This window comes from Tenacibaculum sp., assembly GCF_048269885.1.
Classification (GTDB): Bacteria; Bacteroidota; Bacteroidia; order Flavobacteriales; family Flavobacteriaceae; genus Polaribacter.
The window spans coordinates 1-23,461 of the sequence record NZ_JBLWTZ010000032.1 but is presented as its reverse complement, the minus strand read 5'-3'; the positions used below and the strand labels follow the sequence as shown (position 1 = coordinate 23,461).

At 32.3% G+C, this 23,461-nt stretch carries 30 protein-coding genes; 6 read left to right on the top strand and 24 right to left on the bottom strand.

The annotated features are described in order from the left end of the window. Positions 1–23: 23 nt before the first annotated feature. The 6 genes from ACN0WY_RS16370 to ACN0WY_RS16345 form a co-directional block, all read right to left on the bottom strand. Positions 24–458: a DUF6896 domain-containing protein gene (locus ACN0WY_RS16370; RefSeq protein ID WP_417801052.1), complete on the bottom strand. Its 435-nt coding sequence runs from the start codon at positions 456–458 to the stop codon at positions 24–26. Positions 459–520: 62 nt separating this feature from the next. Next, the gene (locus ACN0WY_RS16365; protein WP_417801051.1) at positions 521–820 is read right to left on the bottom strand and encodes a DUF1493 family protein; all 300 of its coding nucleotides are present in this window, start codon (positions 818–820) and stop codon (positions 521–523) included. Positions 821–846: 26 nt separating this feature from the next. After that, positions 847–1,785, bottom strand: coding sequence for an NAD(P)H-dependent flavin oxidoreductase (locus ACN0WY_RS16360; RefSeq protein ID WP_099216203.1), 939 nt, complete (start codon positions 1,783–1,785; stop codon positions 847–849). Between the two features lie 93 nt (positions 1,786–1,878). Then, positions 1,879–2,688, bottom strand: a complete 810-nt coding sequence (locus ACN0WY_RS16355) for a toxin-antitoxin system YwqK family antitoxin (protein ID WP_417801050.1) — start codon at positions 2,686–2,688, stop codon at positions 1,879–1,881. A gap of 20 nt (positions 2,689–2,708) precedes the next feature. Then, positions 2,709–3,896 (bottom strand): tRNA 2-thiouridine(34) synthase MnmA, encoded by a 1,188-nt coding sequence (mnmA, locus tag ACN0WY_RS16350; protein ID WP_417801049.1) that lies wholly within the window; start codon positions 3,894–3,896, stop codon positions 2,709–2,711. Between the two features lie 224 nt (positions 3,897–4,120). Next, entirely contained in the window at positions 4,121–4,828 is a 708-nt protein-coding gene (locus ACN0WY_RS16345; protein WP_417801048.1) for a toxin-antitoxin system YwqK family antitoxin, read from the bottom strand. Positions 4,829–4,873: 45 nt separating this feature from the next. Here ACN0WY_RS16345 and ACN0WY_RS16340 point away from each other — a divergent pair, with 45 nt between their 5' ends. After that, positions 4,874–5,452, top strand: a complete 579-nt coding sequence (locus tag ACN0WY_RS16340; RefSeq protein WP_417801047.1) for an adenylosuccinate lyase — start codon at positions 4,874–4,876, stop codon at positions 5,450–5,452. 85 nt (positions 5,453–5,537) lie between these two features. On the opposite strand, the gene ACN0WY_RS16335 is transcribed toward ACN0WY_RS16340, so the two are convergent. Further along, entirely contained in the window at positions 5,538–6,317 is a 780-nt protein-coding gene (locus ACN0WY_RS16335) for a hypothetical protein (RefSeq protein ID WP_330487054.1), read from the bottom strand. Positions 6,318–6,381: 64 nt separating this feature from the next. After that, positions 6,382–6,912: a hypothetical protein gene (locus ACN0WY_RS16330; protein ID WP_330487055.1), complete on the bottom strand. Its 531-nt coding sequence runs from the start codon at positions 6,910–6,912 to the stop codon at positions 6,382–6,384. A gap of 227 nt (positions 6,913–7,139) precedes the next feature. Here ACN0WY_RS16330 and ACN0WY_RS16325 point away from each other — a divergent pair, with 227 nt between their 5' ends. Continuing rightward, complete coding sequence (locus ACN0WY_RS16325; protein ID WP_417801046.1) at positions 7,140–7,400, top strand: hypothetical protein; 261 nt, start codon at positions 7,140–7,142, stop codon at positions 7,398–7,400. A 42-nt stretch (positions 7,401–7,442) separates the two neighbouring features. Here ACN0WY_RS16325 and ACN0WY_RS16320 read toward each other — a convergent pair whose 3' ends face one another. The 3 genes from ACN0WY_RS16320 to ACN0WY_RS16310 are packed head-to-tail and all read right to left on the bottom strand — an operon-like array spanning position 7,443 to position 9,633. Beyond that, complete coding sequence (locus tag ACN0WY_RS16320; protein ID WP_417801045.1) at positions 7,443–8,282, bottom strand: sterol desaturase family protein; 840 nt, start codon at positions 8,280–8,282, stop codon at positions 7,443–7,445. 44 nt (positions 8,283–8,326) lie between these two features. After that, positions 8,327–8,842: a YkgJ family cysteine cluster protein gene (locus tag ACN0WY_RS16315; protein ID WP_330487058.1), complete on the bottom strand. Its 516-nt coding sequence runs from the start codon at positions 8,840–8,842 to the stop codon at positions 8,327–8,329. A 5-nt stretch (positions 8,843–8,847) separates the two neighbouring features. After that, on the bottom strand, positions 8,848–9,633 hold the full coding sequence (locus tag ACN0WY_RS16310; protein ID WP_417801044.1) for a hypothetical protein: 786 nt from the start codon (positions 9,631–9,633) through the stop codon (positions 8,848–8,850). A gap of 138 nt (positions 9,634–9,771) precedes the next feature. Between ACN0WY_RS16310 and argS the strand changes: the two genes are divergently transcribed. From argS to ACN0WY_RS16290, 4 genes are all read left to right on the top strand, one after another. Further along, positions 9,772–11,553, top strand: a complete 1,782-nt coding sequence (argS, locus tag ACN0WY_RS16305) for an arginine--tRNA ligase (RefSeq protein WP_417801043.1) — start codon at positions 9,772–9,774, stop codon at positions 11,551–11,553. A gap of 14 nt (positions 11,554–11,567) precedes the next feature. Next, complete coding sequence (locus ACN0WY_RS16300) at positions 11,568–12,185, top strand: hypothetical protein (RefSeq protein ID WP_417801042.1); 618 nt, start codon at positions 11,568–11,570, stop codon at positions 12,183–12,185. A 20-nt stretch (positions 12,186–12,205) separates the two neighbouring features. Further along, positions 12,206–13,594, top strand: a complete 1,389-nt coding sequence (gene lpdA, locus ACN0WY_RS16295) for a dihydrolipoyl dehydrogenase (RefSeq protein WP_330487061.1) — start codon at positions 12,206–12,208, stop codon at positions 13,592–13,594. 63 nt (positions 13,595–13,657) lie between these two features. Then, positions 13,658–14,110: a hypothetical protein gene (locus tag ACN0WY_RS16290; protein WP_330487062.1), complete on the top strand. Its 453-nt coding sequence runs from the start codon at positions 13,658–13,660 to the stop codon at positions 14,108–14,110. Between the two features lie 748 nt (positions 14,111–14,858). Here the strand turns inward: ACN0WY_RS16290 and ettA are convergent. The 13 genes from ettA to ACN0WY_RS16225 all read right to left on the bottom strand — a co-directional run bounded on the left by ettA (position 14,859) and on the right by ACN0WY_RS16225 (position 23,363). After that, positions 14,859–16,550 (bottom strand): energy-dependent translational throttle protein EttA, encoded by a 1,692-nt coding sequence (ettA, locus tag ACN0WY_RS16285; protein WP_417801041.1) that lies wholly within the window; start codon positions 16,548–16,550, stop codon positions 14,859–14,861. A gap of 159 nt (positions 16,551–16,709) precedes the next feature. Next, on the bottom strand, positions 16,710–16,853 hold the full coding sequence (locus tag ACN0WY_RS16280) for a four helix bundle protein (protein WP_417801040.1): 144 nt from the start codon (positions 16,851–16,853) through the stop codon (positions 16,710–16,712). Positions 16,854–16,994: 141 nt separating this feature from the next. Further along, positions 16,995–17,171: a CAL67264 family membrane protein gene (locus ACN0WY_RS16275; RefSeq protein ID WP_231128403.1), complete on the bottom strand. Its 177-nt coding sequence runs from the start codon at positions 17,169–17,171 to the stop codon at positions 16,995–16,997. Between the two features lie 137 nt (positions 17,172–17,308). Then, the gene (locus tag ACN0WY_RS16270) at positions 17,309–19,333 is read right to left on the bottom strand and encodes an FAD-dependent oxidoreductase (protein WP_417801039.1); all 2,025 of its coding nucleotides are present in this window, start codon (positions 19,331–19,333) and stop codon (positions 17,309–17,311) included. Between the two features lie 129 nt (positions 19,334–19,462). Beyond that, the gene (locus ACN0WY_RS16265) at positions 19,463–19,936 is read right to left on the bottom strand and encodes a hypothetical protein (RefSeq protein WP_417801038.1); all 474 of its coding nucleotides are present in this window, start codon (positions 19,934–19,936) and stop codon (positions 19,463–19,465) included. A 187-nt stretch (positions 19,937–20,123) separates the two neighbouring features. Beyond that, entirely contained in the window at positions 20,124–20,426 is a 303-nt protein-coding gene (locus tag ACN0WY_RS16260) for a phosphoribosylpyrophosphate synthetase (protein WP_417801037.1), read from the bottom strand. A gap of 81 nt (positions 20,427–20,507) precedes the next feature. Beyond that, the gene (locus ACN0WY_RS16255) at positions 20,508–20,945 is read right to left on the bottom strand and encodes a MarR family transcriptional regulator (RefSeq protein ID WP_330487068.1); all 438 of its coding nucleotides are present in this window, start codon (positions 20,943–20,945) and stop codon (positions 20,508–20,510) included. 51 nt (positions 20,946–20,996) lie between these two features. Beyond that, positions 20,997–21,245, bottom strand: coding sequence for a glutaredoxin family protein (locus ACN0WY_RS16250; protein WP_099216226.1), 249 nt, complete (start codon positions 21,243–21,245; stop codon positions 20,997–20,999). Between the two features lie 93 nt (positions 21,246–21,338). After that, a complete protein-coding gene (locus ACN0WY_RS16245) occupies positions 21,339–21,620 on the bottom strand; it encodes a GNAT family N-acetyltransferase (RefSeq protein ID WP_330487069.1) in 282 nt (93 codons plus the stop codon). Positions 21,621–21,622: 2 nt separating this feature from the next. Further along, positions 21,623–22,054 carry a (4Fe-4S)-binding protein gene (locus ACN0WY_RS16240; protein WP_417801036.1) on the bottom strand — a complete coding sequence of 144 codons (432 nt, stop codon included), beginning with the start codon at positions 22,052–22,054 and terminating at the stop codon, positions 21,623–21,625. A 17-nt stretch (positions 22,055–22,071) separates the two neighbouring features. Beyond that, positions 22,072–22,602, bottom strand: coding sequence for an NADPH-dependent FMN reductase (locus tag ACN0WY_RS16235; RefSeq protein WP_417801035.1), 531 nt, complete (start codon positions 22,600–22,602; stop codon positions 22,072–22,074). Then, on the bottom strand, positions 22,603–23,013 hold the full coding sequence (locus ACN0WY_RS16230; protein ID WP_417801034.1) for an OsmC family protein: 411 nt from the start codon (positions 23,011–23,013) through the stop codon (positions 22,603–22,605). Continuing rightward, positions 23,013–23,363 (bottom strand): DoxX family protein, encoded by a 351-nt coding sequence (locus ACN0WY_RS16225; RefSeq protein ID WP_417801033.1) that lies wholly within the window; start codon positions 23,361–23,363, stop codon positions 23,013–23,015. The genes ACN0WY_RS16230 and ACN0WY_RS16225 overlap by 1 nt, the downstream gene beginning before the upstream one ends. Between the last annotated feature and the right edge of the window lie 98 nt (positions 23,364–23,461).

The window sequence follows — 23,461 nt, the reverse complement described above, 5'->3', positions numbered from 1 at the left end:
ATTCATATATTACTTCATATTTATTATAAACACCTTAAATAAGGATATATTCTATGTACATAACCCTTATCTATATTGTATGTTTTTGTATCAATTCCACTTAGAATAAATCTTGAAACAACTCCTTCATTAATTAAATCTAGAGTTCCAAAATATACATCATTCATACTTACATTTGATAGCTCTGGATTTGTTTCTATAAACTTATATAATTTCCAGATAGAAAAATTGATTACTTTTCTTTCCAATAAACCAAAATCATATTCACAAATAGTATTATTATACTCTACTCTACAACCTCTTCCGTGAAAATAATAACTATAGTTAAATACAACCCCTTTTCTAGGGATTGTCTTATCTATTTCTATCCATATATCTTTTTTACCCTTGTGTTTTTTCTTAAAAGCTAATTCAAAATCATTTATGAACCCTATATAAGAATCAATATTTTTTTTCATAAAATGAATTAATGTAAACTAAAAACTTATAAAAAAGAATTACTCTTTTAGTATTGTTTTTTTTATACAGGATCAAACCATTCACTACGTTCAACAACCTCTATCAAATGTTTTATTGAAAAATGTTTTTGCTTTCCAAAAAATTTAAACTTATTTCTTAATAGTTTATGAAATGGGTCTTCCTTAGAAAAATATCTATCAAATTCGAAGCTTGTCATATTAACATTAAAATGCCTTTCAAAATCATTAAAAAAAGTTTCTGCATCTAAGCCATCTGTACCTATTAAATCAAACGATTCGGATGTATCTAAAACAATATAACCCAACTTAAGCTTAATAAAATCGATAACCTCTCCTTCCACTATACTTTTCTAATAAAAAATACTTCCTAAAATAGTTGCTCTTTTTTCACTTGCTGATATTCTTCTACAATTGCTTCTAACACTTCTTTTGCTGGTTTAATTTCATGGATAAGCCCTGCTACTTGACCTATTTCTAGTTCTCCATCGTCCAAGTTTCCTTCAAACATACCTCTCTTTGCACGTGCACGCCCTAACAATTCTTTTAATTGTTCTATCGTTGGGTTTTGTTGATATAATTCTTGAACTTCTTGAAAAAACTTGTTTTTTACCAAACGTACAGGTGCGAGTTCTTTTAACGTTAGTTGTGTGCCACCGTCTTTTACTTCAACAATTGTTTTTTTGAAGTTGTCATGTGCTGAAGATTCTACCGTAGCTGCAAAACGACTTCCTATTTGCACTCCGTCTGCTCCCAACACCATTGCTGCTAACATTCCTCTACCTGAACCTATTCCTCCTGCGGCAATTACTGGAATCTTCACTTGTTCTTTTACCATAGGTATTAACGTAAACGTAGTCGTTTCTTCACGTCCGTTATGACCTCCTGCTTCAAATCCTTCACATACCACAGCATCTACTCCAGCTGCTTCTGCTTTTAAGGCAAATTTTACTGAGCTTACCACATGTACTACTGTAATTCCTTTTTCCTTTAAAAAAGAGGTCCATGTTTTTGGATTCCCTGCGGAGGTAAACACAATTTTCACTCCTTCTTCAACAATAATATCCATGATTTTTTCAATATCAGGATACAACATTGGCACATTTACCCCAAAAGGCTTATCCGTTGCTTTTTTACATTTTTGAATGTGTTCACGAAGTACTTCTGGATACATCGATCCTGCTCCAATTAATCCTAATCCACCTGCATTTGACACTGCAGAAGCTAACTTCCATCCTGAAACCCAAATCATTCCACCTTGAACGATTGGATACTGTATATTAAATAGTTTGGTAATTCTGTTTTGCATAGCGTAAATGTACAATCATTAGCTAGGAAGCACAAAAAAACCTCGAAAAAATCGAGGTTGTATTTTTTTCGTTTTGTTATTCAAAACAATATATTAATCTATTACTCTAGTTTTAAAATTTAGCATAATGCTATATTTATATGGTATTTTTCTATTCATTTCCACTGCTGGTTTCCATCCTTTTATAGATTCAAAAAAGTCAGCTATTTCATTCCTTAATTTATTTGGAATTGTATTAGCTACCCATACATCTCTAATACTACCGTCAACATCAATAATAAAACTCACATCAATTGCAGTATTAATAGCATAGCTTACATTATCTATTAAATAGTTCATTTTCGAACTAAATTCTTCTTCTCCATTTTTAAAAGTAGGCTTTATAAACTTTGTATAAATATCATCCTTAAACTCTTCTCCTTTTTCATTGAATAGTATATACCTTTCTATATCTCCATTTATATCGTAATAAAATTTTGCTGCTAGGTTACCGTTGTAATGATAGTATTTCCATAACCCTGATGGAACTCCGTTTTTATGGAAACCTGTATAATTTCTGTTTCCATTATCAAATAAAGCAAGTACTTTTCCTTCTAATTCTCCCTCAGCATCATAAAAAGCCCTTTTAGATATTTTTCCGTTTCGGTGGAACTCAAGGTATTTTCCTACATAACTGCTTCCTCTATTATTTTTTGAAAACCCCTTCTTGAAGATTTTTCCGTCTCTATAATAAAGTACCTTTTCCCAAAGAGTTTCTTTTTTTACACTAGTTTCAATATATTTAGCATCGTTTTTATTTGACGTTATTTTAAACTTTCTATCTAAATAATTAGAAATAGAGTCTTTTTGTGAGTATCCATTAGCACAAATGAATACTACAAACAATAGCAATATTTTTTTCATAATTTATTATTTTTCTTTTTCTACGAAATTACACCAGAACCTAATAGCTCTTCGTTTTTATACCAAGCAACAAACTGCCCTTCTTGAATAGCTGATTGTGGATTTTCAAATTCAACATAAATTCCATTATCAACTTTATACAACGTAGCTTTCTCTAATGGTTGTCGGTAACGAATACGTGCCTCTACTTCCATAGATTCACCTGTTTGTAAAGCTACATCTTCACGCACCCAGTGTAGTTCTTCATTTGATACAAATAGTACACTTCGATACAATCCTTGGTGATTTTTTCCTTCTCCTGTATAAATAATGTTAGTATCTACATCGGTTTCAATCACAAACAATGGTTCTTTGGTTCCTCCAACTGCTAAACCTTTACGTTGACCTTTTGTAAAATAATGCGCTCCTTGATGTTTTCCTACTACTTTTCCATCCTCTTTATTATAAGAGAACTTCGTTGAAAAATATTCCAATTCTGCCTCTTTATTCTCAAATTCTGGAACTGAACGATTGTACTGCTCAAACTCGTCTGGAATTCGGACAATATCTCCTTCTTTCGGTTGTAGTTTTTGTTGTAAGAAGTCTGGGAGTCTTACTTTTCCTATAAAACACAAGCCTTGGCTGTCTTTTTTATCAGCTGTAATTAAATCTGCTTCTTTGGCTATTTCACGAACTTCTGGTTTTGTCAACTCTCCAATAGGAAATAACGCTTTCGATAATTGTTCTTGCGATAATTGACATAAAAAGTATGATTGGTCTTTATTCGTGTCTTTTCCTGCTAATAACTTGTATACAGGTTTTCCATCAATAATTTCTACTGCTTTTCTACAGTAATGTCCTGTAGCTACATAATCAGCTCCTAAACTTAATGCGATGTCCATAAACACATCAAATTTAATTTCACGATTACATAATACATCAGGATTAGGTGTACGACCTTTTTCGTATTCGTTAAACATATAGTCAACGATACGTTCTTTGTATTGTTCGCTTAAATCAACTGTTTGAAAAGGAATTCCTAATTTTTCTGCAACAATCATAGCGTCGTTGCTGTCTTCTAACCACGGACATTCATTAGAAATGGTTACTGAATCGTCGTGCCAGTTCTTCATGAATAATCCAATAACTTCGTATCCCTGTTCTTTTAGTAAATACGCAGTTACACTACTATCTACACCTCCTGAAAGTCCTACTACTACTCTTTTCATTTTTTACTTTTGAAGCTGCAAATTTACGAAATAATAAACGTTTTTTATTATGGAAATAATTGATGACTTCATTGTAAAAATTGATGGACAGTGACATGTCTTAGTTTCTCACCTTCTCTCAGAGTTTTCTTAAATTAACCAGTCAGAAAATAAAACTCTTATTCTCTACTGTGGTACTTTATAAAAGAGGGTAAACTTATCTTTATCCTTTCTATCTCTATAGATTAATTTTTTGGTATTGAATGTACTGTTCTTTTTCTCTTATCGGTAACGACTTCTCCGTCCATATAAAATTGCCATTTACCGTCTCTTTTACCATTTTTATACATTCCTTTTTCTTTTAAACCTCCTTTTAAATCGTAGTACTTTCCTTCTCCTTCTAACTTTCCATCAACATAATACACTTCTTCAATCATTATTCCTGCTTCAGTAAAAATTTTAGATAGCCCATTTTTTTTACCTTCTTTATAAATACTTTCTTCTGTTAATTTACCGTTTCTGTAGTAGTTTTTTAAAACTCCATCTAATTTACCATCAGCATATTCTTCTTCTGAAAAAAGTTTTCCGTCTGAAAAATAATACGTCCATTTTCCTACTCGTTTTTTTCCTATCATCCATCCTTTTGTTTTTACTTTTCCATTTGGTGTAAAAAATTGTACAAAAGCACTATCTGATTTTGCAGAAAATTCTTTAGTCATAGAAGGAATTCCATAAGAGTTAGGTTCATAAAAATTAAATGTTCCTACTTCTTTTCCATTTTTAAATTCGCCTGAGTACCTTATTTTATTTTTAGTATCGTCATAATATTTTTTCCAAACTCCATGTCTGTTTCCATTAGCATCAAATTTATTTATTTTTTGAGCTTGTGCAGCTGTAATAAAAAATACAGAGAACAAAAGTGCTATTGAAAATATCCTTCTTATATTTATCATGCTATAATTTCTTTTACCTTTCAAATTTACATAAACCATACCAATATGAGTCTTGATTTTTTAATTTCTGTGTTAGAAAATGTTGATAACCCTGCTAGAGTAAACAGAAATAATGCTGCAAATATTGTATTGACACAACCTGAATTGATAAAATATTTAGTTGATATTACTTTTGATGTTGCTAATAAACTATCTATTAAAGCTGCTTGGGTGCTGGAATGGATTTGTACACATAATGGAATTGAATATATTGTTCCTTATTTGACTGTTTTTACAAACAATATATCTAGAGTACACTTTGACAGTGCTATAAGGCCATGTGCTAAAATTTGTGAGCATTTAGCAACTGCTTTTACCTCAAAAACATCCAATAAAATAAAAGAACAGTTAACAGAAACTAATATTGATTTAATTATAGAAACGGGATTCGACTGGTTAATTACCGACCAAAAAATAGCCGTAAAAGCTTATACTATGAACACTTTATATTTGTTTGGCTTACAGAAAGACTGGGTTCATCCTGAGTTAGAACACCTAATTCGCACCAAAGTGATTCATGAAAGTAAAGGCTGTAAAGCCAGAGGCAAGAAAATATTGGAATTGATAGAGAGACATAAAAATTAAAAACAATTATAAAACCTCAGAAGAAAAATCTTCTGAGGTTCTTTTATTATTTTACAAGCAACTAAATACGATATCGTTTATTTTATTACCAAGCCCAGCCTGATGTAGAAGAAACTTGGTCGTTCCAAGATTTTTTCCACCACCACCATCCAGACATGGTGTACCACTTAAGGTTCGCTATATTTCTTCCTATATATCCCGTTGGGACATAAAAACCAATTACTTTTCCTCCATAACAAGAGTGCTGATATAAATACACTACTTGTCTTCTGTTGGTAGGTTTTCTTATCAGTAAAGAAGATAGTTGATCATTATTTCCTGACCCTACCCAATGATCTCTGTAATAGTATCTATTCAACCTTCTCATTCCAGTCATTTCTGTACTGTAATACGCATGCTTATAAAAGTAGAAATCTCCTGTTCCATATACATCATAACTACTACATTTTGATGATTTTCCTTCTGTAGCTACTTCATCGCCAGGAAAACCTTCGGCAACCTTTGAAGTATATTTTTTTAAGTCTTCTCCATTATCAAAAACTTTAACTTCTATATCAGTACTTCCTTCTTTTGGATTATCAAAAAATAATGACTTTGGAGCTCGTTCTTCATCCCCAAAAATTTCTTGAGCAAGATCTACATCTCCTCCAGTTTTCAGCACTTCTCCACTTTCTTCGTTGTACACGTAAGTTACCTTAAACTGCTTTCCGTAATAATCGTAGGTGTGATTAATTGTTACGGTGCTTTCTTTAGCTAATTGTACTTCTTCTTTGTTTGATTCATTTTCAATTATATCTTCGCTTTGACAGCTAAAAAGCAATGTAAAACACATCACTGCCATCCATAAAAAATTTTGTTTTTTCATTTTTTCTTATTTTTTGAGATTCTTAGTCTTTGCTAAGAATTCATTCGTTTGATTAGTTAGTTTTTTAATTTTTTACAGGTATTAAAACCTCTCCGTTTTTAAAACGAGAATAATCTACAACGTATTTACCTGCTTGTAAAGTAATATTAGTTTTACCTAATTCCTTTACAATATCATCTCTTAGTGATACGTCTTCTGAAATAATGAAATCTTCTTCTTCTAAACTTCTTGAGAATACTAATCGCAATGATTCACCTTCATTTCTGAATGCTATCACACCATTATCTTCATCGTTATTTCCTTCCATAAGTTTCGAAAAAGTTTCTTTTACTTCTTCTGATGAACCTGAACTTGCATTTCCATATACAAGTATGTCACCATAGTCGTTTTTAAAACATACTCCAGGACCTGTAGTACAAGTGCCTCTACTAAAACGCCAATCCATCACATATACCCATGGTGCGTAATAGGCTCGAGCTTGTTTTACCTCTAAGTTTTTGCTGTTTAACAGTTCACTTGTAGTGTCATCTTTTTGACATGCTTGTAACATCATAAAAGCGACGCCTACAAGTACAAAATTTTGTAGTTGTTTCATAAAATAATAGTTTTTGGGGTTAATTATGAAATCAAATTTACATGAACACAAAAACACAACCACCAGTTAAACAACTATTTACAACATAGGAAAAACCCTTTTTAATCTACAAAAACTTTAAAAACGCTTCTTTATAAATTAATTTCTACCCTTTACAAAGTTAATTCGTATCCTCTTCATAAACTTTTTAGGTTTGAATCATTATTAACTATCAAATTTATATTATTATGAAAAAAAGCATTTTAAAGTTAAGTGGTGTTCAAAAACTAAACAGTTTAACTCAAAAAGAAATTTCAGGAGGAGGCTCTTTTGGTGGGTATTTAGACGGAGTGGACACGACAACGGATCCTGACAGGTTTCCTTCTGATCCAGTAACTCCAAGTTGGAGATGGAGGTGTCATAATCAGACTAGTAATGGTAATACACCTACCTTTTTTTATTCTTACACCGATTTAAGCTATCGAGGTTACATTTGTTATCCTTTATAATAAGGTAAGAAGTAGAAAAGCAAGCTGTTAAGCTTGCTTTTTTTATTTAATTTCCTTTAAATTCGTGGGTTTTCGATATCCTTGAAAAGGTTGCTTTAACAACTCTTTTAGGTTTGAATTTTTTGCCTCATCAGGAAATGTATCTACCCCGTAGACTATTTTTTCTCTATCTAATTCCATATACGTTCCTAATAATCGATCCCAAATAGAAAAGATGTTTCCGTAGTTGGAATCAGTATAAGGTAATAAGTTATGATGGTGCACTTTATGCATATCAGGTGATACAATCACATAACTTAATATTTTATCTAATCTTTTAGGCATTTTTATATTGGCATGAGTTAGTTGTGTAAACACTAACGACATAGATTGATACAACATGATTATACCTATTGGCGTTCCTACTAAAAAAACACCTAGTAATGTAAATGTAAAACGAATAACACTTTCTATAGGGTGATGTCGGTTTGCTGTGGTGGTATCTACCTTATGATCTGAATGATGTACTAAATGTACCATCCATAAAGGTTTCACTTTATGCTCTACTAAATGTGCTAAATAAGCTCCGAAGAAGTCTAAAAACAACACACCTAACAATACATACAACCCTAATGACATTTCAGGTAGCCAATTAATGAGTCCAAAATCATTTGCTTGTACCCAGTCCGCTGTTTTAAGTAATACAAAAGCCAAAGCAAAATTGATAATTACCGTAGTAGCAGTAAAAAATAAATTAGGCCATGCATGTTTCCATTTATTATATTTAAAACTAAATAAAGGCACAGCGCCTTCTAACAACCAGAAAAAAGTTATTCCTCCAACTAAAATAATACTTCTATGACTAGAAGGAATCGTTTCAAAATAATGTATAAGGGTTTCCACTATGATATATTTTTCCTAAAAATAGAAAAAATATCTATAACAACTTATTTTTTAGAACTTCCTGATTGAGGTAACCGTTTTTTCAATTCCTCAACTATTCTATAAGTGGCAGGACAAACCTCGGTATTTTTAATTGTTAAATCTGCTATTTGTATAAACTTTTTACGATTGGTATGTGGATACTCAGAACATGCTTTAGGACGCACATCATAAATAAAACACGTATTATCTGATTCATCTAAAAAAGTACACGGAGCAGATTGTAAGACCATGAAATTATCTTCATCTCGCTGTAAATATTGATTGGTAAAATCAATCACCTTCATTTTTAAGTGCTTTGCAATGCGCTCTATATCTTTTTCCGTAAAGATTGGTGAAGTCGTTTTACAACAATTTGCACATGCTAAACAGTCGGTACGTTCAAATTCTTCCTCATGCAATTCTTGCATCAATAAATCTAAACGTTTAGGTGTACGCCTTTTTAATCGTTGAAAATACTTTTTATTTTCTTGTAAAGCGTCTTTGGCTAATTTTGGTAAGTTTTCAAGGTCTTTATCCATTAATTCTAATTTAATAAATCTTCTACTTCTATTCTATCACTCTTTATATATTCATCAAACTTCTTAAACTCTGACATTTTCATAGATGGGCAGTTATTTACAACTAAATCAAAGTTTCTTATATTTTCTATAGTAGTAATATAGTAAACTCTATTATAATTTTCACTTTTATATTCCATCTTGTATATGGAATCATTTATCTTCTCTATTATCAAAAAAGATTTTTCATCTGATGAAAACGCCTTATGTGTCTTCAGTTCTAGCTCTATTCTTTTTTCTGAATTTATCCTTATCTTAGATATCAAATCTGCATGAGATTCTAAAGGGCCATAGAAAATAAAAAAACCTTTTCTAACCTCAAACCTTGGATCAATTCCATCACATCTATCATATAATACAAAGTTTCCATCAAGCTTTCTCAAAGAAATAAAATGATTAGGAAAATTACTTATTTCTATGTTTTTTAGTTTGAAGTCTTTATCTAATTCTTCTACAGAAGATTTTATTGACTCAATATCCCTTTTAGACTCTGACCAATTCATTAAATCCTTATAAAACTTAGAACTCCTAGTTGTATCTATAAATACTTGATGTTTTGATAAATCTAACGAATCAGGATTATTCCTTTCTAAAATAGTATCCTCTTTAGGAGATATAAAAAGTTGTTCTTTTTTCAATTCATTAGATTTTACCTCTACAATTTTAATAGGCTCCCTTTTATTATTCAAACAGTTTTGAAAAAGAAAAATTGTAAAAAATAATACTATTTTTTTTACTGTTTTATTTATCATTTTCTGTAGTATTCTTTTAAAACTAACCTATTATACATCTCTTATATACCTCGCAAATGTACCCATAAAATTGTTTGAATCAGTTTAAATACCATCCAAATAAATTATGTAATTTTGTGCGACAATTAAAAAGAACCAATGAATATTCAATCGTTAATTGAAGCGAAAGTAAAAGAAGGATTTTTAGCCTTGTATGATGTAGAAATTCCTAGTGTAGAATTTCAAGCAACCCGTAAAGATTTTGAAGGTGACATTACTGTTGTCGTTTTCCCTTTGTTGCGGTACAAAAAAGGAAATCCTGTTCAAATTGGTGAAGACTTAGGAAAATATATAGTTGAAAACATCAACGAAATTACCAATTACAATGTTCTAAAAGGTTTTTTAAACTTGGTAGTTGACGATTCTTTCTACGTGAACTTTTTTAATCAAATAGCGGCAAATGCTTCGTATGGTTTTGTAACAGAAGACGAAACAGATGCTCGAATGGTAGAGTACTCCTCTCCAAATACCAACAAACCTTTACACTTAGGGCATGTTCGTAATGTATTATTAGGGTATTCGGTTGCTGAAATTTTAAAGGCTGCGGGACATAAAGTGTATAAAACACAAATTATCAACGATCGTGGTATCCATATTTGTAAGTCGATGTTGGCTTGGAAAAAATTTGGAGAAGGTCAAACACCTGAATCAACCGGATTAAAAGGAGATAAACTTGTTGGAAATTACTATGTGAAATTCGATCAAGAGTATAAGAAAGAAATTTCTGAATTAGTTGCCAAAGGAATTTCTGAAGACGATGCTAAAAAGCAAGCTCCTCTTTTTGTTGAAGCACAAGAAATGTTGCGTAAATGGGAAGCTGGAGACAAAGAAGTAGTTTCTCTTTGGGAAATGATGAATGGATGGGTATACAAAGGTTTCGACGTTACTTATGAAAACATCGGAGTTAACTTTGATAAATTATACTACGAAAGTAATACCTACTTATTAGGAAAAGATATTATTGAGGAAGGATTACAAAACGGAGTTTTCTTCCAAAAAGAAGACGGTTCTGTTTGGTGTGATTTAACCGACGAAGGGTTAGATGAAAAACTAGTGTTACGTTCTGATGGAACTGCCGTGTATATGACCCAAGATATTGGAACTGCCATTCAACGTTCTAAAGATTTTCCTGATGTAAACGGAATGGTGTATACCGTAGGTAACGAACAAGATTACCACTTTAAAGTATTGTTCTTAATCTTACAAAAATTAGGGTATTCTTGGGCGAAACAATTATTCCACTTAAGTTACGGAATGGTGGATTTACCTTCAGGAAAAATGAAATCTCGTGAGGGTACTGTTGTTGATGCTGACGATTTAATGGATGAAATGACCAATACGGCTCGTGAAATTTCACAAGAATTAGGAAAGTTAGAAGGCTATTCTACTGAAGAAAAAGAAGAATTGTATACGATTATCGGATTGGGCGCTTTAAAATACTTTATTTTAAAGGTGGATCCTAAAAAGAGAATTTTGTTTGACCCACAAGCATCGGTAGACTTCCAAGGAAATACAGGTCCGTTTGTACAATATACCTATGCAAGAATTCAGTCTATCTTACGTAAAGCTGATTTCGACTATAGTGGTTCACTCAGCGGAGCCGAAGTGGAATTACACGAGAAAGAAAAAGAATTAATCAAGCAATTAGAATTATATCCAGAGGTTATTCAGCAAGCAGCGAGTAACTATTCCCCTGCTGTAATTGCTAATTATACCTACGACTTGGTAAAAGAGTTTAACTCATTCTACCAAAACGTATCAATTTTAGGAGAAGAAAATCAAAATAAAAAAATATTTAGAGTTCAGTTGTCAAAAAAGGTAGCTGATACCATAAAATCAGCATTCAAATTACTAGGAATTCAGGTTCCAGAAAGAATGTAAAAAAAGTAGTATTTATGAAAAAAATACTCATTCTAAGTACCCTTAAATTAGTAATTGGCGGAATTATTATTGGTGTTTTCCATCAATATGATTTAGTACTAGCCATTGTATTAGGTCTAAAAATAATTCATTCTATTTACTCTTCAGTAAAAAACAACACCTATAGTCCAATATTTGTTGCTGGACTTGTTTTTACAGGGTTAATGGGGGTTTTAGTAGAGCATTTAGGAACTACTTATAATCATTGGGAATACCACGATGTTACTAGTCAGGTTCCCAAATGGCTATTTTTTGGTTGGGCTGGTGCATTTGTTTTAATGTACAGGATAGAAGTTCAAATATATACTCAGTTCCCAAATTTATCTAATGCTTCAAGAAACTCCTTAATTCTTTTAATGGCCTTATTTTTTCCAGCTCTGGGTGAAATGATAGCCATTAATTTAGGAACGTGGACTTATTTTTGGCCATACCAATTATTTGGGGTTCCTTTATTAGCCATAGTTGGTTTAACTTTTATTCATTATTTTACGCATGTTGCCTTTAGCTTCATTAGTAAAAAACTAGGCATTAAAGACGTAGTTTTTAATCCTATACAACCATTAACTGTAATTAATATTGAAAATAAACACTAAACGATAAAACATCTTAAAACATGAAATACGACGTACTAATAATTGGAAGTGGTCCTGGAGGTTATGTTACTGCAATTAGAGCCTCTCAATTAGGATTTAAAACCGCTGTAGTAGAAAAAGAAAACTTAGGTGGAATTTGCTTAAACTGGGGATGTATTCCTACCAAAGCATTATTAAAATCTGCTCAAGTGTATGATTATTTAAAGCATGTTGATGAATACGGTTTAAAAGCTGAAGCTATCGATAAAGACTTCGAAGCTGTGATTAAGCGTAGTCGTGGTGTTGCTGAAGGAATGAGCAAAGGTGTTCAATTCTTAATGAAGAAAAACAAAATCGATATCATCGACGGATTTGGTAAAGTAAAAACAGGTAAAAAAGTAGCTGTTACCGATAAAGATGGTAAGGTAACTGAGTATTCAGCAGACCACATTATCATTGCTACCGGGGCTCGTTCTCGTGAATTACCAAGTTTACCACAAGATGGTAAGAAAGTAATTGGTTACCGTGAAGCCATGAGTTTACCAACACAACCAAAATCAATGATTGTAGTAGGTTCGGGAGCTATTGGAGTGGAGTTTGCACACTTTTATAACGCTATGGGAACAGATGTAACTGTAGTTGAGTTTATGCCTACAATTGTTCCTGTGGAAGATAAAGATGTTTCTAAACAAATGGAGCGTTCTTTCAAGAAAGCTGGAATTAAAGTAATGACTAGTTCTTCTGTTGAAGCTGTTGATACTTCTGGAGATGGAGTAAAAGCAACTGTGAAAACTAAAAAAGGAGAAGAAATTATAGAAGCAGATATCGTTTTGTCTGCTGTTGGAATTAAAACAAATATTGAAAACATCGGTTTGGAAGATGTTGGGATTATTACTGATAGAGACAAAATTTTAGTAAACGATTGGTACCAAACAAACATTCCTGGATACTATGCAATTGGAGATATCACTCCTGGTCCTGCCTTAGCACACGTGGCTTCAGCGGAAGGAATTACTTGTGTTGAAAAAATTGCGGGATTGCATACTGAAGCAATTGACTATGGAAACATTCCTGGTTGTACCTATGCTACTCCTGAAATTGCTTCTGTAGGTTTAACAGAAGAGCAAGCTAAAGAAGCGGGATATGAATTAAAGATTGGTAAATTTCCATTCTCTGCATCTGGTAAAGCAAAAGCAGCGGGGACTCCTGATGGGTTTGTAAAAGTTATTTTTGATGCTAAGTATGGTGAATGGTTAGGATGCCACATGATTGGAGCTGGTGTTACTGATATGATTGCTGAAGCCGTACTAGGTCGTAAATTAGAAACTACAGGTCATGAGGTATTAAAAGCAATCCACCCTCACCCAACGATGAGTGAAGCGGTTATGGAAGCTGTAGCGGATGCTTATGATGAAGTAATCCACTTATAAAATTCTCAAACTTTATATAACTATAACCTCGTCATTTTTGACGAGGTTTTTTTATATTTGAATATGAAAAAAATATGCTCAATATTAGTACTATTATCTTGTCTTTTTTCTTGTAAAACAGAAGAAAAGAAAGCACCTGTAAACCCATTAACAGTTCCTTTTAACGAACGTCCAGTACCTAAGCTTCCTAATACAAATAACACCTCTGTTAATGTTGTTGGAGGTGCACATTACATTTGTCCTAATAAATGTGAAGGGGGAAGCTCTAATACCAAAGGAGCCACTTGCTCTGTTTGTAAAACGCCTCTTGCCCATAACCAAGCGTTTCACAATACCCAAAACAACACTTCTAACACCCCAATAGCAACTCCTGAAACATTACCCACTTCTGGTCCTAATGCTGCTGGACAATATCATTATACTTGTACCAACGGTTGTATTGGTGGGGCTGACGCAGCTGGAAAATGTAATAGTTGTAACGGAGACTTGGCGCATAACGCTGCTTTTCACAATTAAAAATATTTATTGATACAATACCCTTTCAATACAACAACAATAAAGAGTTCTTTTTACTTCAGAAAGAGTAAATAGTTATGCTTAAATTCTAAAAACTAATGTATTTGCTTTCCAATAATCATACTCATTAAAACAATGAGTAAACATATGAATATGAAAATACAATTACTCCAAAAAAACATGAAAGAGTAAATATAAATGGTCTTGAAATTTATTATGAAGTTTTGGGTAGTTCCTAATACAGGTCACTATGTACATGATGGTGATCATAAGACAGCGTTTTTAAAACTTTCAAAAGCTTTTCTTAAATAATCAACTGGGCTTCATTTCTTCTAAAAACACATAATTACCTTACGTTTATTAAGGTTTTTATAAAGTTTACTTTTGACTTAATACATAAATTTATAATTATGTTAAAAAATATTTCAAACATCGGGCTCGTTTTAAAAGCATCTGAACAAAAATATTTTGTTAACATATTACTTGATAAACCCTCTTCAAAACACTAAAAACTAAACATTTAACAATTAAATCAACCTTTAATTACAATTTTTCAATTAAAAACATATTTTATTTGTTTTTTCGGCATAATAATTGCGATTAAAATATCATTAACATAATCTATTATACTATGGAAAACTATCTACTAAACAGTTTTGCATTGGGGGGACAATTGTTATAGAAAAAGAAAAAACTCGAAGCTGCTAACTTCGAGTTTTATTATTATTACGATATTTCTTTCCTATTTTTATCTAATTAGTTTCTTGTATTTGATACGTTTAGGCATTAAATCTCCTCCTAAACGCTTCTTCTTGTTTTCTTCATAATCAGAGAAAGAACCTTCAAAGAAATACACTTGACTATCACCTTCAAAAGCCAAGATATGCGTACAAATACGATCTAAAAACCATCTATCGTGTGATATTACAACAGCACAACCTGCGAAATTCTCTAAACCTTCTTCCAGAGCTCGTAAAGTATTTACATCTAAATCATTGGTAGGCTCATCTAATAACAACACATTTCCTTCTTCTTTTAACGTCATAGCTAAATGCAAACGGTTGCGTTCTCCTCCTGATAAGGTTGCTACTTTTTTATTTTGCTCGCTACCAGAAAAATTAAAACGACTTAAATAAGCTCTCGAATTTACTTGTTTACCTCCCATCATCACTAAATCCTGACCTTCAGAGAAGTTCTCCCAAATAGATTTTTCAGGGTCAATATTTGAATGTGATTGGTCTACATACGCAATTTTAGCTGTTTCTCCAACTTTAAAACTTCCTGCATCTGGTGTTTCCTCTCCCATAATCATTCTAAAAATGGTGGTTTTACCTGCTCCATTCGGACCAATAATCCCCACAATTCCCGCCTGTGGAAGGTTAAATTCTAAGTTTTCATACAATAACTTATCTCCATAAGCCTTAGAAACCCCAGTAGCTTCGATTACATTCGTTCCTAAACGTGGACCATTCGGAATGTAAATTTCTAACTTTTCTTCCGTTTGCTTTTGGTCTTGGCTCATTAACTTTTCATAATTCTTCAAACGTGCTTTTTGCTTTGTTTGACGACCTTTTGCTCCTTGACGCACCCATTCTAACTCTCGCTCTAATGTTTTTTGACGTTTAGATGCTGTTTTACTTTCTTGCGCTAAACGTTGTGATTTTTGATCTAACCAAGATGAATAGTTTCCTTTCCAAGGAATACCTTCTCCCCTATCTAACTCTAAAATCCATCCTGCAACATTATCTAAGAAATAACGGTCGTGTGTTACTGCGATTACCGTTCCTTTGTATTGTGCTAAATGATGCTCTAACCAATGCACCGATTCTGCATCTAAGTGGTTAGTAGGCTCATCTAATAGTAAAATTTCTGGTTCTTGTAATAATAAACGACATAAGGCTACACGACGACGTTCACCTCCAGATAGTACTCCTATTTTCTTATCTCCTTCCGGCGTACGTAACGCATCCATCGCTATTTCTAACTTGGTATCTAATTCCCATGCGTTAGAAGCATCAATTTTATCTTGTAGTTCAGCTTGACGATCCATTAATTTTTGCATCTTATCTGTATCAGAATATACTTCCTCTAAACCAAACATGTCATTTATCTTGTTGTATTCATCTAAAATAGCAACAGTTTCTGCTGCTCCTTCTTTAACAACTTCTAAAACAGTTTTGTTTTCGTCTAACTGTGGTTCTTGTTCTAAATACCCAACTTTATAACCTGGTGAAAACGTAACCTCTCCTTGGTAGTTTTTTTCTACTCCAGCTATAATTTTTAATAAGGTAGATTTACCTGAACCGTTTAAACCTAAAATACCAATTTTAGCTCCATAAAAGAAACTTAAATAAATATCTTTTAAAACTTGTTTCCCTGTACTTTGGTAGGTCTTAGAGACCTTATTCATTGAAAAAATGACTTTTTTATCGTCGCTCATTTGTTTTATTGTTTATAGTTTGTTGTTTGGAGTTTATAGTTTTTTTGGATACGATTTTCTGTTAAATTTTTGTCCTTTGATATCTGAATTCCTAAGTTAATACGTAAAAACTCTATTAGGATTGTGATTTTAGTCCTCTTTCCGAACCTTTTGCATAACTTAAAAATTATGAAACTCACGATTTCCATCTCTATCAAAACCTTCTGCAATATTATCCATTATTGACCTAGAACTCCTTTCTATTTGATCTTTTAAGCTATAATTTCTTTGATACGTTAGATTTTTGAAAAAGTTCTTCAACATATTGACAAATCAACCTTCCTCTTTGCCAAACCTCTAAATCTTCAAACTTTTCAATCTTTCCCATAATTTGGTTTTATAATTTCATGATTTGAAGTTTGATTAGAACTTACCAACAAATAAACTACAAACCATAAACTTATTTTAAACTCTTCCTTTTAAGGCATTAAACACCCATGCATTTGCAAAAAAACCTAAACCAACAGCACCAAAGCCATACCCTGCTATTTCATCATATTTAAATACTGCTAATCCAATAAGTAAAATCCCCATTAATACCATTATAAGCGTTGCCCAACCTAGGACAGTGTTTTTGTTCATTGCCATAATTTACTTTTTTCAATAAAATGTGAGCTACAAATATCGGTAATTATTTAGACTTATTCACTGTAGTTTTGTGCATAAAAAAAGTCTTACCAATGCAAGACTTTTTTAGTGATTTTAAATTTATATGCATACTAGAGTTCAGCAGCTAACCTGCTTCCTTGGTTTATGGCTCTCTTAGCATCTAGCTCAGCCGCTACATCTGCACCTCCAATTACATGAACCTTCATTCCTTTAGCTTCTAACGGCTCTAATAATTCTTTAAATGGAACTTGACCCGCACAAATAATTACATTATCAACTGGTAACACTTTTTGTTCTTCATTTTGAACATAGTGCAATCCTTCATCATCTATTTTTGTGTACTGTACCTCATTAATAAACTGTACTTTTTTTCTTTTTAATACTGAACGATGAATCCATCCTGTAGTTTTTCCTAAATTTCCTCCAAACTTTCCAGAACTACGTTTAAACATAAATATATCTCTAGATGAAGGATGAATTTTAGGAGCAACTCCTTCTATTCCAGCACGTGCCTCTAATGTTTTATCAATACCCCATTCTTCTAACCAAGCATCTATATTTAAAGAAGTACTTTCTCCTTCATGAGCTAAGTATTCTGAAACGTCGAAACCAATTCCTCCTGCTCCAATAACTGCAACGCGTTTACCTACGGGTTTCTTTAATTTTACAACATCTATATAACTCAGTACTTTTTCATGTTCAACTCCTTCTATTCTTGGGGTTCTCGGTGTAATCCCCGTTGCTAAAACAACCTCATCAAAATTACCATTGTATAAATCTTCAGCAGTAACCCTCGTATTTAACTTTACATTTACCTTGTGCAATTCTAATTGCTTATTAAAGTAACGAATGGTTTCATAGAACTCTTCTTTTCCTGGAATTTGTTTTGCTATATTAAACTGACCTCCAGTTTCTTTATCGGCATCAAATAAGGTTACATCATGTCCTCTTTGAGCTGCTACCGTTGATGCTGCTAAACCAGCTGGTCCTGCCCCTACAACTGCTATTTTCTTCTTTTTTGATACAGGATTATAGTTTAACTCTGTTTCATGACATGCTCTTGGGTTTACCAAGCAGCTTGCTACTTTTTTCTGAAAAGCATGGTCTAAACAAGCTTGATTACAAGCTATACAAGTGTTTATTTCATCTACTCTTTCTTCTTTTGCTTTGTTTACCCATTCTGGATCCGCTAAAAACGGACGTGCCATTGAAATCATATCTGCATGTCCTTCTGCCAAAACTTTTTCAGCAGTATCCGGCATATTTATTCGATTAGAAGTAACCAATGGAATAGATAATTCTTCTTTCATTTTTTTAGTTACCCAAGTAAATGCAGCTCTAGGTACTGAAGTTGCAATAGTAGGAATTCGTGCTTCATGCCAACCAATACCTGTGTTGATAATAGTAGCTCCTGCTTTTTCTATTTCTTTTCCTAATTGTACTACTTCTTCCCAAGAACTTCCTTGTTCTACCAAATCTAACATTGATAAACGATAGATAATGATAAAATGCTCACCAACTGCTTCTCTAATTTTTCGAACTAACTCTACTGCTAAACGGGTTCTGTTTTCATATTTCCCTCCATAATCATCGGTTCTTTTATTAGTTCTTGTTACTATAAACTGATTGATTAAATAGCCTTCAGACCCCATGATTTCAACTCCATCATATCCTGCCTCTTGCGATAATTTCGCACAGTTAACAAAATCTTTTACTGTTCTTCGTATTCCTGATTGCTTTAATGCAAAAGGCGTAAAAGGAGTTATTGGTGATTTTATTTTTGAAGGTGCTACGTTAAATGGATGGTATCCATAACGTCCTGAATGCAATATTTGCATACATATTTTACCTCCTTCTTTATGCACTGCTTCAGTAATTACTTTGTGCTCACGGGCATGCTTTTTTGTACTCATACGAGCAGAAAAAGGCGCTGTCCACCCTTGAATATTAGGAGCTATTCCTCCTGTAACTATCAAACCTACTCCTCCTCGTGCACGTTCTGCATAATATGCAGCGATTCGTTCTATTCCATTTTTCTCTTCTTCTAAACCAGTATGCATAGAACCCATTAACACTCGGTTTTTTAAAGTAGTAAAACCTAAATCTAATGGCTCAAAAATATGTTTGTATTTCATTGTTGTATTTTTATAAAGTATTATGCACGCATAACAAATGGCAAGATACATATTTTTATCATATGTTTTTCATATAAAAAAGACCTCATACTTCTGTATAAGGTCTTTTAGAAATACCTGGTTATTCTATTACCACCAAATGATTATAATCAAACCATTTGAACATATTATTATGATAATAATTCTTACTTTAGTTCCATCATTTAGTTCAGCTTCAAACCTATAAACTGGTTGCCTTTCATACGCATGTGGTACTTGTATTACATTACCATCCTTCATTCTGTGTTCTGCTAAACCAATACCTGAAAATTCATCTTTTACAATGCGGTAACTTTTTAAATCTTCTTTTTTAAGGTTTCCTTTTTCTAAAAATAGATCTAAGGTAGGTTCTTTTACTCCTCCTGGATTCATTGGGTATTCATCCGCTTTAACTACTCCGTAGTCTTCATGGTAATCTAATCTTAAATCATCTGTGGATTTTGCAGCTTTAGCCTTTACGGTTTCTGTTTGAGTTTCGTCTGATAATACAGTTTCTTCGTTTTGACATGATGTAAATACCATGAAAAAGATACTTACAAACATTAGGGTTTTTAAAATTTTCATAAAATATTAGTTTGGGTTAATTAATTAGCCCAAATATATCTTACCACTATTTAGAAACTTGTAGGCAAAAGGTTATTTATTACATAAGGAAAACCCTTTTATTTTATAAGGTGATTAGCTCTTTTTAAACAATTTTTGGTTACATAAAAAAGAGAAATTCAAAAACATTTGTCTTTTTATTTTTATGTTAATGAACTATTTTTAGTTTTTGAATCATTTTTGGAGAAAGAGAATTAGCATACACTCCATAAGCATCTACTAACACCCCTTTACCGCCTGTTTGGGTTTGAATTGCATATACAACAGAGTTGTCACCTGCACTGCTCATTCCTTCAAATCGATATACTTCTACTATCTCAAAGAAATCTGGCGGAAAAATTTCTTTAGTATTTTTACTCTCTATTTCCTTTTCTCTCAGGTTAAAATCAAGAGTAAACCCTCTTTTTTGCAAATCTTTTAATGCTTCTGAAAGTGTATCGTATGTATGCATGACTTATATCTTTTCACTTTCTAAAAAGATACAATATTTAAACTAGATTTCCTATTTATTTAATAATAAGCACAAATTTAATTATCTTATTTTATCCAGTAACTTACTAAGTTGTGTGGCTTCTTCTTCTGTTAAATTATCAATAAAATCTAAATGCAATTTATCATCTATTGTTTTTAAAAGCTTTTTTCCCTGTTGGGTAATACTTATATAAACCACTCTTCTATCATCTTCACATCTTTCACGCTCAATTAAATTTTTCTCACATAATTTATCCATTAATCTTGTGGCGTTCGGAGCTCGTTCAATCATTCTGTCTTTAATTGTTTGAACTTTTATTGCTTTTCTTGCTCCTCTTAAAATACGAAGAATATTAAATTGTTGTGGCGAAATGCTATACTGCTTAAAAAACTCATTCTCTTTACTGTTTATCCAGTTAGCAGTATATTTAATATTGATAAATGCTTTGATTTTATTATTTGGAAATTTTGAATTAATGTCTTTTGAAATATCTCCCATTGCTTCGGTAATTAGCTGTTAGCTATTAGCCCTTTTTTATTAAAATTAAGATTATCCTTTTAACTTTAAGTCTTGCATTAATTTGTTAAAAGTATCCGATGATGGTGTTAAGTACACTTCTTCATCAACAAATAATGTTGGATATTTTACTTGACCATCATACAATTCTTTAGTATGCTCCTTTGCTTCATTATCAACAGAAACGTCTTTGTATTCAAATGGTACTTCTGCCGATTTTAGAAAGTTTTTATATGCAACTGTATGTGCATGTCCTTTTCTACCGTATAAAACTATCTTCATTTTAACCTCCTTATTTTAAGTACAAAAATACAAAACACACATTTATGTACCAAGGAATATAAACTCTTTACAAATACTGAAAAGGAATTTTGTTTATGCTAAAACATCTGAATATTCAGGTTTTTTATCAAAAACTGATTTAGCAAATGGGCATAATGGAAGTATTTTGATGTTTTTATTTCTAGCAAACTCTACCGAGGCTGCTACCAACTTATATCCTGCTCCTTTTCCTCTTAAAGCATCTCCAACTTCAGTATGATCTATAATTAGTTTATCATTACCTGCCCAAGTATACGTCATTAAAGCAACACTATTTCCTTCAACTTCAATATAAAACTCTCCTTTTTTATCGTTGTCTTTTTGCTGTACTTTCATCGTTATCCTTTAAACTCAACTTTTACATGTGTGCCATCACAATAGGGTTTGTTACGAGACGCTCCACACCTGCAAAAAGCCGTTGTTTTATTTTTCTTTTCTGTCGTACCGTCTGGATTGGTTACCTGCAAAGTTCCGTAAATTAATAAAGGACCATCTTCTAATGCTTCTACCTTAGTTTCTGTATGAGCTGCTGCTTGATTCCCTTCTCTTTTTGAAATATATGATAGCGCTCCTGATGGGCATTCTTCTACTTGCTTTTTAATTCTTTCTGTAGTTGCTCCATCCATATTAATCCAAGGTCTATTTTGCGGATTGAAAACCTGTATCAAACCTTTCCAACACTTTTTTGAGTGGATACACATGTTTGGTTTCCAAATTACGGTAATATCGTCATTACTGTATTTTTTTACGATTTCCTTTGCTTCTGACATACTATTAAATTTTATGTTTATACTGCTTTTTGGAAAGTTGTAACTGCCTCTTTTATTTTTTTATTAAACTCCTCATTTACAACCCTTCCGTCATTAAAGTTATCATAAAATTTTGGTAAAGAAAAATCTGTTATGACATTTGCTCCCATATGGGGAAATCCGTTTTTGGCTATGGCCATAGACGATGCTCCTCCTCTCCCTCCGGGCGAGGTAGATAATAATAACACAGGTTTGTTATGCCATACTTTTTGTTCTATACGCGACATCCAATCTATTATATTTTTAAATGCGACCGTAAAGTTTCCATTATGTTCTGCCAACGATACAATTATTCCGTCTGCTACAATGATTTTTTCTAGAAACTTTGCTGCATTTTCAGGAATCCCGTCTTCCATTTCTTTATCTATCCCATAAATAGGCAATGGATAATCATTTAAATCTAATACCGAAACTTCTATTCCTTCTAATAAACTAGAAGCATATGTTACTAATTGTTTGTTTATTGATTTGTTACTATTGCTTCCTGCGAAAGCGATTATTTTCTTCATCTATGTGGTTATTTTTGAATCTATTTCGGTTTCCCCTTTTACCATTTTAGCTACTGGACATTTACCAGCTATCTCTAATAGTTTAGTTCGCTGCTCATCTGTAACTTCTTTTTCGAATGAAATTTCCTCTACTAATGTTTTTTTAACTCCTTCAGAAGTTAATTGTTCTTTTTGACTAACATTTACCGTAACTTTTCCTAAGTCCCATCCTTTTCTCTCTGCATACATTCTCAAAGTAATAGATACACATCCGCCAATTGCCGTGAGTAAGTATTCTACTGGAGTCGGTCCGTTGTCATCTCCTCCTTTATCTATAGGTTCATCAATAACAGCAAAATGATTTCTCATTTTACTTTCTGCCAAATAATTTCGATTCGTTAAGGTTACTGTTGCTGTTGGGTTATTACTCATTATATTTTTTTACTATAAATATACGAAACTATTAATAGTATCATCGCTACAAGTGCTCCTGTTTGTTCTCCATCACCCACCATAAAATGAGCAAAAAAAGCTAGAATAAACGCGAAGAAAAAACCAGCATATGCCCATTCGTTTAAAAAGTTCCCTCTAAAAAACCACAACGCTACTAAACCCAATAATTTGGCTACTGCATACGGATAAATAATATACGTTGGATACCCAAATGTTGTAAACATTTTTGCTACTTCTGCATGATTAAAAAAATACATACCAGCTGAAAAAAACATTAACAATGTTAATAATCCTGTAGCTACATAAAAAATAATTTTAGCTTTTTTCATTTTTTCTTGTTGTTAAAATTCACTTACAAATATATAAAAATATTTTATTATTTTCCATGGTATATATTATCTAGGTATTTATTAAGTTAAAACTATTT